Annotated in this window: 7 protein-coding genes; 4 read left to right on the top strand and 3 right to left on the bottom strand. The window is 61.3% G+C overall.

Features of this window, described 5'->3' with window-relative positions; translation table 11 throughout:
- Nucleotides 1-121 precede the first annotated feature (121 nt).
- From HT737_RS09400 to HT737_RS09385, 4 genes are all read left to right on the top strand, one after another.
- Nucleotides 122-931 carry a MetQ/NlpA family ABC transporter substrate-binding protein gene (locus HT737_RS09400; RefSeq protein WP_182402337.1) on the top strand — a complete coding sequence of 270 codons (810 nt, stop codon included), beginning with the start codon at nt 122-124 and terminating at the stop codon, nt 929-931.
- A 2-nt stretch (nt 932-933) separates the two neighbouring features.
- On the top strand, nt 934-2,055 hold the full coding sequence (locus tag HT737_RS09395) for a methionine ABC transporter ATP-binding protein (RefSeq protein WP_182402335.1): 1,122 nt from the start codon (nt 934-936) through the stop codon (nt 2,053-2,055).
- Nucleotides 2,045-2,689 (top strand): methionine ABC transporter permease, encoded by a 645-nt coding sequence (locus tag HT737_RS09390; RefSeq protein ID WP_027611182.1) that lies wholly within the window; start codon nt 2,045-2,047, stop codon nt 2,687-2,689. Before HT737_RS09395 ends, HT737_RS09390 begins: the two co-directional genes overlap by 11 nt.
- Nucleotides 2,690-2,826: 137 nt before the next feature.
- Nucleotides 2,827-3,456, top strand: a complete 630-nt coding sequence (locus tag HT737_RS09385) for a bifunctional 2-polyprenyl-6-hydroxyphenol methylase/3-demethylubiquinol 3-O-methyltransferase UbiG (RefSeq protein ID WP_182402333.1) — start codon at nt 2,827-2,829, stop codon at nt 3,454-3,456.
- An 85-nt stretch (nt 3,457-3,541) separates the two neighbouring features.
- Here the strand turns inward: HT737_RS09385 and HT737_RS09380 are convergent, their stop codons facing one another.
- The 3 genes from HT737_RS09380 to HT737_RS09370 are packed head-to-tail and all read right to left on the bottom strand — an operon-like array spanning nt 3,542 to nt 8,756.
- The gene (locus HT737_RS09380; RefSeq protein ID WP_182402331.1) at nt 3,542-6,595 is read right to left on the bottom strand and encodes an efflux RND transporter permease subunit; all 3,054 of its coding nucleotides are present in this window, start codon (nt 6,593-6,595) and stop codon (nt 3,542-3,544) included.
- Nucleotides 6,592-7,656, bottom strand: coding sequence for an efflux RND transporter periplasmic adaptor subunit (locus HT737_RS09375; protein WP_182402328.1), 1,065 nt, complete (start codon nt 7,654-7,656; stop codon nt 6,592-6,594). Before HT737_RS09375 ends, HT737_RS09380 begins: the two co-directional genes overlap by 4 nt.
- Complete coding sequence (locus HT737_RS09370) at nt 7,653-8,756, bottom strand: efflux RND transporter periplasmic adaptor subunit (protein ID WP_095667832.1); 1,104 nt, start codon at nt 8,754-8,756, stop codon at nt 7,653-7,655. The genes HT737_RS09375 and HT737_RS09370 overlap by 4 nt, the downstream gene beginning before the upstream one ends.
- Between the last annotated feature and the right edge of the window lie 151 nt (nt 8,757-8,907).

Genomic DNA, 8,907 nt, shown 5'->3' with positions numbered 1-8,907 from the left:
AAAGCTTCGCGAGCAGCTCGCTCCCACCATTGAGAACGCATTTCCTCTGTGGGAGCGAGCCTGCTCGCGAAGAGGCCCGACTAGACACCACAAAATTCATGCACTGACTGGAAAAACCACCATGACCAAGAAACTCCTGTCCCACCCAGTCAAAGCACTGGCCCTGGCCTTCGGCCTGTTCAGCTCAGCGGTGTTCGCCGCCGATGCACCACTGAAAATCGGCACCACCGCTGCCTTCGCGATTCCGCTGGAAGCCGCCGTAGAGGAGGCCTCCAGACAAGGCCTGAAAGTCGAGCTGGTGGAGTTCACCGACTGGATCGCACCGAACGTCAGCCTCGCCGCCGGCGACATCGACGTGAACTACTTCCAGCACATCCCGTTCCTCGAAAACGCCAAGGCGGCCTCCGGTTTTGACCTGGTGCCGTTCGCCCCGGGGATCATCAACAACGTCGGCCTCTACTCGAAAAAATACAAAAGCTTCGACGAGTTGCCCGAAGGCGCCAGCGTCGCCATCGCCAACGACCCGATCAACAGCGGTCGCGGTCTGCAACTGCTGGCCAAGGCTGGCCTGATCAGCCTCAAACCTGGCGTCGGCTACAAGGCCACCGAAGACGACATCGTCACCAACCCGAAGAAGATCAAGATCCTGCAAGTCGAAGCCGTGCAACTGGTGCGCGCCTACGATGACGCCGATCTGGTCCAGGGCTACCCGGCCTACATTCGTCTGGCGAAGACTTTTGACGCTGGCTCAGCGCTGCTGTTCGACGGTCTCGACCACAAGGAATACGTGATCCAGTTCGTCATCCAGCCCAAGAGCAAGGACGATCCGCGCCTGATCAAATTCGTCGACATCTACCAGCACTCGCCGGCCGTTCGCGCCGCGCTGGATAAGGCTCACGGCAAGCTGTATCAGGCCGGTTGGGAAAGCTGAACATGACCGCCGCGATCCAACGGCGACTGGAGATTCCAGAGCCAAAACATGCTGAAAAAACCGAACTGCATCCCGAGCTGAATCGCGCCCACGTGCGCTTCATCGGCCTGGGTAAAACCTACGAAGGTCGACAAGGCCCAGTCGCGGCCCTGCAAGGCATCGACCTGGCGATCCAGCGCGGCGAGGTGTTCGGCATCATTGGCCGCAGCGGCGCCGGCAAATCGTCGCTGATCCGCACGATCAATCGTCTGGAGCAACCGACGGCGGGACGGGTGCTGATCGATCAGGTCGACATCGGCGAGTTCGATGAGGATCGCCTGGTCGCGCTGCGCCGAAGGATCGGCATGATCTTCCAGCACTTCAACCTGATGTCGGCCAAAACCGTGTGGCAGAACGTCGAACTGCCGCTGAAAGTCGCGGGTGTGCCGAAGGCGCAACGCGAGCAGAAGGTGCGTGAACTGCTCGAACTGGTCGGCCTGCAAGCCAAGCACAAGGCTTACCCGGCGCAACTCTCCGGCGGACAGAAACAGCGCGTCGGCATCGCCCGCGCATTGGTGCATGACCCGGACATTCTGCTGTGCGACGAAGCCACTTCGGCGCTCGATCCCGAGACCACTCAGTCGATCCTCGGCCTGCTGCGCGAGATCAATCAGCGCCTCGGCCTGACCATTGTGTTGATCACTCACGAAATGGCGGTTATCCGCGAAATCTGCGACCGCGTGGTGGTCCTGGAACACGGGCGAATCGTTGAGCAAGGCCCGGTCTGGGAAGTGTTCGGCAATCCGCAACACGAGGTCAGTCAGACCTTGCTCGCGCCGCTGCAAGACGCACTGCCGGAAGAGCTGCAAAGCCGTCTGCATGCCCAGCCGCCCTCCCCGGGCGCGGCGGTGGTATTGCGTTTGCAGTTCACCGGGGGCGCCGCCGACGAGCCGGATCTGGCCGCGTTATTTGCCGCCCTCGGTGGACGCGTGAAGTGGCTGCAGGGCGGCGTCGAACGGATTCAGGGTCACGCGCTGGGACAACTGTTGCTGGCAGTCAGCGGCTCGTCCTTGAGCACCGAACAATTGCGCGAGCGCGCCGGGCAGTGGGCGCAACGGGTGGAGGTATCGGGTTATGTGGTTTGATCGTTTGCTCCAGGGATTCATCGACACCTTCCTGATGGTCGGCGTGTCGTCGCTGATCGCCTTGCTGGTAGGGATCCCGATGGCAGTGATTCTGGTCACCAGCGACAAGGGCGGGATCTATCAGGCGCCGCTGCTCAACCGCGCGCTGGGCGCGTTCGTGAATCTGTTCCGCTCGATCCCGTTTCTGATTCTGATGGTCGCGCTGATTCCGTTCACCCGGCTGATTGTCGGCACCACGTACGGTGTGTGGGCGGCGGTGGTACCGCTGACGATTGCCGCGACGCCATTCTTTGCGCGAATTGCCGAAGTCAGTTTGCGCGAGGTCGATCACGGCTTGATCGAAGCCGCGCAGGCCATGGGCTGCCGGCGCTGGCACATCGTCTGGCATGTGCTGTTGCCGGAAGCGCTGCCGGGGATTGTCGGCGGGTTCACGATTACGCTGGTGACGATGATCAACTCGTCAGCCATGGCCGGAGCGATTGGCGCCGGCGGCCTCGGCGATATCGCTTACCGCTACGGTTATCAACGTTTCGACAGCCAGATCATGCTGACGGTGATCGTGTTGCTGGTGGCGTTGGTGGCGGTGATTCAGTTGGGCGGCGATCGCCTCGCCAGAGGTCTGAACAAGCGCTGAAGCAAGATCAAAAGATCGCAGCCTTCGGCAGCTCCTACAGGGGAATTCGATCTTCTGTAGGAGCTGCCGAAGGCTGCGATCTTTTAAAGCGCGAAAGCACTTATAGTCTGCTCAACTCCCCCCAAACAGTCCGCCCCATGAAACAGACTCCCACCGATCTGGAACAGATCACCGCCACCACCCTCGGCCACTACAACTCAGTGGCCGAAGACTTTCGCGAAGGCACCCGCGACCACGATGTCAGCCAGAACATCGAAGCGCTGCTACGGCATATCCACGGCACTGCGCCGTTCACCCTGCTCGATTTCGGCTGCGGCCCCGGACGTGATTTGCAGACGTTCACCCGCATGGGCCACGTCGCGGTCGGCCTTGATGGCTCAGAGGAATTTGCGCGCATGGCCCGCGAAGACAGCGGTTGCGAGGTCTGGCAGCAGGACTTTCTGAAACTCGATCTGCCGACCGAGCGCTTCGACGGCATCTTCGCCAATGCGGTGCTGTTTCATGTGCCGTTGCAGGAGTTGCCGCGGGTGCTCAAGCAGCTGCATGGCACACTGAAACCGGGCGGGGTGTTGTTCAGTTCCAATCCGCGCGGGGATAACCGTGAGGGCTGGAATGGGCCACGCTACGGCTCATATCACGACCTGGACGCGTGGCGCGGGTTGTTGACGGCGGCGGGGTTTGTCGAGCTTGAACATTACTACCGGCCGGCGGGATTGCCGCGCGAGCAGCAGCCTTGGCTGGCGAGTGTCTGGCGGCGGGTTGGCTAAAGATCAAAAGATCGCAGCCTGCAGCAGCGCCGATATGGGATTACCTGTAGGCGCTGCCGCAGGCTGCGATCTTTTTGCTTTTGCCTTATGCGGTCTCTTTCTTCGGCTCGCGAATCTTGTACCAGGCCACATACAGCGCCGGCAGAAACAGCAGGGTCAGCAACGTCGCGACCACGATCCCGCCAATCATCGCGTAGGCCATCGGCCCCCAGAACACTTCCCGGGCAATCGGAATCATGCCCATGCTCGCCGCCGCAGCCGTCAGCAGGATCGGCCGACGCCGGTGCTCGGTCGCTTCCACCACCGCATCCCACGGCGTATAGCCCTTCTGCTCGAACTCATCGATCTGCGTCACCAGAATCACCGAGTTGCGGATGATGATACCGATCAGTGCAAGGATCCCCAGGATCGCCACGAAGCCCATCGGCGTACCGGTCGGCACCAGCGCCAGCACCACGCCGATCAGACCCAGCGGCGCGACACTCGCCACCAGAAACATCTTCTGCACGCTATGCAACTGGATCATCAGGAAGGTCGCCATCAAAAACAGCATCAACGGCAGGACCTTGGCGATCGGTCCCTGGGCCTTGCCGCTTTCCTCGACCGTACCGCCCGTGGCGACTTTGTAGCCGACCGGGAGTTTTTCAGCGAACGCATCAATCGACGGCTTGAGCAGTTTCACCAGGTCGGTCGGCTGGATCTCGTCGCGCACCGAGGCCTTGATGGTGATGGTCGGCAGACGATCACGACGCCACACCAGCGGTTGCTCCAGCTCATACCGCACGGTGGCGAAGGCCAATAGCGGAATCGACGTACCGTTGGGTGTGACGATCTGCAGGTTCTGCAGGGTTTCCGGGGTGCCGCGTTCGGAATCCACCGCGCGGCCGACGACGTTGATCAGGTAGATATCGTCATCGACCTGGGTCAGTGGCGAGCCGCTGACGATGCTGTTCATCAGCTTCGCCACGTCTTCCGAGGACAGGCCGAGCTGACGCGCCTTGTCCTGGGCAATGTCGATGCGCAGCACTTTGCCCGGCTCGTTCCAGTCGTAAATGATCTCGCCGATGTGCTCGTTCTTGTCCAGCTCGGTCGCCAGATCGATAGCGTGCTTGCGCACCTGATCGATGTCCTTGCCGCTGACCCGGTACTGGATCGGACGTCCTACCGGCGGGCCCATTTCCAGCGCCTGCACGTAACTGCCAATGCCGACGAAATCCTTGTGCAAGCGTTGACGCAGGCGTTGGCTGAGGGCTTCGCGGGCCTCGAAGTCTTTGCTGACGATCACCAGTTGCGCGTAGTACGGGTTCTGCAATTGCTGGTCGAGCGGCAAGTAGAAACGGATCGCGCCCTGACCGATGTAAGTGCTCCAGCGCACGATGTCCGGGTCACCCTTGAGCGTGGCTTCGAGCTTGTCCACGGCCTTGCGGGTTTCATCGATCGAGGCGTTTTGCGGCAGGTTCAGATCGACGAGAATTTCCGGGCGATCGGAGGACGGGAAGAACTGATTCTGCACAAAGCGCATGCAGAACACCGCCAGCACGAAGCACAACACGGTGATGCCGATCGCCCACCAGCGGTTGCGCATCGACCACAGCAAACCGTGGTTGAATGCCCGACCAATGCGTCCCGGCTCGCCCTCGTGAGGTTTCACATTGGTGCTGAGGATGTGCACGCCGATCACCGGTGCGAACAGCACCGCGACGATCCACGACACCAGCATGGCCACCGCGATCACTGCAAACAGGGTGAAGGTGTACTCACCGGCAGAACTGGCGTTGAGGCCGATCGGCACGAAGCCGGCAACGGTCACCAGCGTACCGGTGAGCATCGGGAACGCTGTCGAGGTGTAGGCAAACGTAGCCGCCTGCTCCTTGGTCTCGCCCATTTCCAGACGCGTGACCATCATCTCCACGGTGATCATCGCGTCGTCCACCAGCAGACCGAGGGCGATGATCAGCGCTCCGAGGGAAATCCGCTGCATGGTGATGCCGCTGTATTCCATGAACACAAACACCATCGCCAGCACCAGCGGAATCGAGCACGCCACCACCAGCCCGGCGCGCACGCCAAGACTGATGAAGCTGACCACCAGGACGATGATCACTGCTTCGAACAGCGCGCTGGTGAAGCCACCAACCGCCTCTTCCACCACCACGGCCTGATCGGACACCGTATGGACGCCGACGCCAACCGGCAGATCAGCGGTGATCTGGTCGATCCGCTGGTGCAACGCCTTGCCGAATTCCTGAACGTTGCCGCCCTTCTGCATGGCAATCGCCAGACCGATTGCCGGCTTGCCGTCGAAACGGAATTCCGGCGTGGCCGGGTCAACATAACCGCGACTGATGTCGGCGATATCGGCCAGACGATAGAAGCGCTCATTGAGTTTGAGATTGACCTCGGCCAGATCCTTCTCCGACGCGAACTGCCCTGAAGTACGCACCGAGATACGCTCGGGCCCGGCCTCGATCACACCCGCCGGAGTCACGGCGTTCTGCGATTGCAGGCTCTGCACCACCTGACGCTGATCGATGCCCAGTGCCGCGAGTTTACGGGTGGAGAAGTTCAGGTAAATCACTTCGTCCTGCTGGCCGATCATCTCGATCTTGCCCAGACCCGGCACGTTGCGGATCTCGGCGCGCGCCTGTTCCACGTAGTCGCGCAACTGGCGCATGGTCAGGCCGTCGGCGGTAAACGCGTAGACCGAGCCGTAGACGTCACCGAACTCATCGTTGAATCCGGGCCCCTGAATCCCTTGGGGAAACTGTCCGCGAATGTCATCGATCTTCTTGCGCACCTGGTACCAGATTTCCGGAATGTCCTTGGCGCTGGTGGTGTCGCGCAGGTACACGTAGACCGTCGATTCACCGGGGCGCGTGTAACTTTTCACGTAGTCGAGTGAATCGAGCTCCTCGAGTTTTTTCTCGATGCGGTCGGTGACCTGCTTGAGGGTTTCCTCCTGGGTCGCGCCCGGCCATTTGGTCTGGATGACCATGGTCTTGATGGTGAACGAAGGGTCTTCTTCACGCCCCAGATTGAAGTAAGAGAACACCCCCATCAGCAACGCGACGAACATCAGGTACCAGACGAACGACTGATGCTTGAGGGCCCATTCGGAGAGATTGAAAGAGCCTTTCATTGACTGTCCTCGTCGAGTTTCACGGCTTGTCCGGGTTTAAGACTGTTGACGCCTGCGCTGACCACGCGCTCGCCGGATTTGACGCCGTCGGCCAGCACCACGGTGCCGTCGGTACGGCTGATCACGCTGACGTCACGGGGCGCAACGGTTTTCCTGGAGGTGTCGACCACCCAGATGCGGGTCTTGCCATCGGCTTCCTGCAGGGCAGTGGCAGGCAACTCGATACGCGGCTTGATCGCCGAACTGAGGGTCACGCTGATCGCCGTACCGAGGCGAAACCCCTCCGGGGTGCTGGCCAGGGTCAGCCGCGCGCGGCGGGTGCGCGTGGCGCTTTGAGCCTGCGGTTCGATCTCGCGAATGGTCGCGGTGGTATTGATGCTCGGGTCGAGTTGCCCGGCCACCAGAAACACCACATCGGCGGGGATCTGATCAACCAGTGTGTCCGGCAGGTCGATCACCGCTTCCTTGATGTCCGGTTGCGCCAGAGTCACCACTTGCTGGCCGGCAGTCACCACCTGGCCGGCTTCGGCATTCCATGCGGTGACCACGGCTTTGTGGTCGGCGCGCAGTTCGGTGTAGCCGAGCTGATCCTTGCTCTGATCGACCGCCGCCCGTGCCTGATCGAGCGAGGCCTGGGTGGTTTTCAGATCGGTGATGGCGATGTCCAGTTGTGCCTGCGCGCCCACCCCACGATCAAACAGCGCCTGCTGACGCCGGGCGTTGGCCTGGGCGTTGATCAGTTGCGCCTGCACCTTGGCCAGATCGCCTTGGGCCGAACGCAACTGGTTCTGTTGATCGGAGGGGTCGAGCGTGGCGAGCAACGTACCCTTTTGCACCTCGGTACCGACATCGACGTTACGGCTGGCAATACGTCCACCGACGCGGAAACCGGTGTTGCTCTCGTAACGCGCTTGAATGCTGCCGGCGAAACGCCCGAGGGTTTCCTCGTTCAGCGCCTGTACCTTGATCGACAGCACGGGTCGTACCGGCTCCGGAGGCGGCTCGCTTTTCGAGCAGGCGGCCAGCAACACACTGATGGATAACAGCCCCAGACGCTTCATGGCTGTGCTCCCGGTTGCAGATCCTTGTAGGTGTTTTCGGCGATCTCGACTTTCATGCCCGGATGCAACAACTGCCCACCCGCGACAATGACTTTTTCCCCGCCTTTGAGACCGTCGCTGATGATCACCTTGCCGATCAGGTAGCGGCTGACAGTGACGTTGTGCAACTGCGCCTCGCCCTTGTCGTCAACCATCCATACGGCCGGCTCGCTGATGTTTTTGGTCAGCGCCGACCATGGCAATTCCACCGCCGACTTGCCGCTGCCCTTGGCCGTGGCGCTGACCACCGAGCCGAGCTGCATGCCCTGCGGCAGGCTGTCGAGGGTGACTTTGACTTGCACCGTGCCGGACTGCGCCGACACCGCCGGGGTGATTTCGCGCACCGTGCCGGTGGTCTTGATCGCGGGGTTGTCGAGCAGGCTGACGACAATCGAGCGATCGTCAGGGCGTTCGGCCAGCAGCGATTCGTAGACGTTGAACACCGCGTCGCGATCGCCATCGCGGGCCAGTTTGAAAATCGGCGCGGTGGCCTGGACCACTTGGCCGACCTCGGCCTGGCGCTCGGTGATAATCCCCGGGGCATCGGCGATCAGCGCGGTGTAGCTCAATTGATCCTTGGCATTGGCCAGTTGCGCCTGTGCCGCGCTCAGGGCGCTCTGGCTGCTGCGCAAGGCGGCTTGGGCGGAGTCGAATTCGCTCTGGCTGGTGTAACCCTTGGGCAACAGTTTCTGCTGACGCACGAACGCTGCGGCGCTCTGCTTGACCCGTGCCTGCTCGGCGATGACCTGGGCCTGAGCGGAATCGACGTTGGTCTGCAAATCCTTGGGATCGAGTTTGGCCAGCACTTGCCTGGCGCTGACCCGGTCGCCGACATCGACCATGCGCTGGATGATCTTGCCACCGACCCGGAACGACAGTTCGGTCTGCACCCGGGCCTGCACATCGCCGGTCAGGGTCACGGCAGCCGCGTAATCGGCGGGTTTGACCTCTTGCACAAAGACCCGTGGCAGGTACTCCGCCGGGGCTTCTTTCTTGCCGCAAGCGGTCAACAACGTGAGCAGGCTCAGCACGACAACTGTTTTCAATCCGGGACTCGCCATGCAGACTCCTTCCTGTGTACGAACGTGCAAGTGACGATACGACTGTGAGCTTAGAACAGGGTTCAACGTTCGCTCGCGCGATCTCTATATTTCCCCTGTAGGAGCTGCCGCAGGTGCGATCTTTTGATCCTGCTCTTATAAAGTCAAAAGA

The sequence above is a fragment of the Pseudomonas sp. MD195_PC81_125 genome, assembly GCF_014060985.1.
In the GTDB taxonomy this organism is placed as follows: domain Bacteria; phylum Pseudomonadota; class Gammaproteobacteria; order Pseudomonadales; family Pseudomonadaceae; genus Aquipseudomonas; species Aquipseudomonas parakoreensis.
This window is presented reverse-complemented; position numbering and strand designations above follow the sequence as displayed.

Coding starts and splice junctions, on each gene's coding strand:
- HT737_RS09370 (WP_095667832.1), bottom strand. CDS start 8,756: ATGGCGAGTCCCGGATTGAAAACAGTTGTCGTGCTGAGCCTGCTCACG.
- HT737_RS09385 (WP_182402333.1), top strand. CDS start 2,827: ATGAAACAGACTCCCACCGATCTGGAACAGATCACCGCCACCACCCTC.
- HT737_RS09400 (WP_182402337.1), top strand. CDS start 122: ATGACCAAGAAACTCCTGTCCCACCCAGTCAAAGCACTGGCCCTGGCC.
- HT737_RS09395 (WP_182402335.1), top strand. CDS start 934: ATGACCGCCGCGATCCAACGGCGACTGGAGATTCCAGAGCCAAAACAT.
- HT737_RS09375 (WP_182402328.1), bottom strand. CDS start 7,656: ATGAAGCGTCTGGGGCTGTTATCCATCAGTGTGTTGCTGGCCGCCTGC.
- HT737_RS09380 (WP_182402331.1), bottom strand. CDS start 6,595: ATGAAAGGCTCTTTCAATCTCTCCGAATGGGCCCTCAAGCATCAGTCG.
- HT737_RS09390 (WP_027611182.1), top strand. CDS start 2,045: ATGTGGTTTGATCGTTTGCTCCAGGGATTCATCGACACCTTCCTGATG.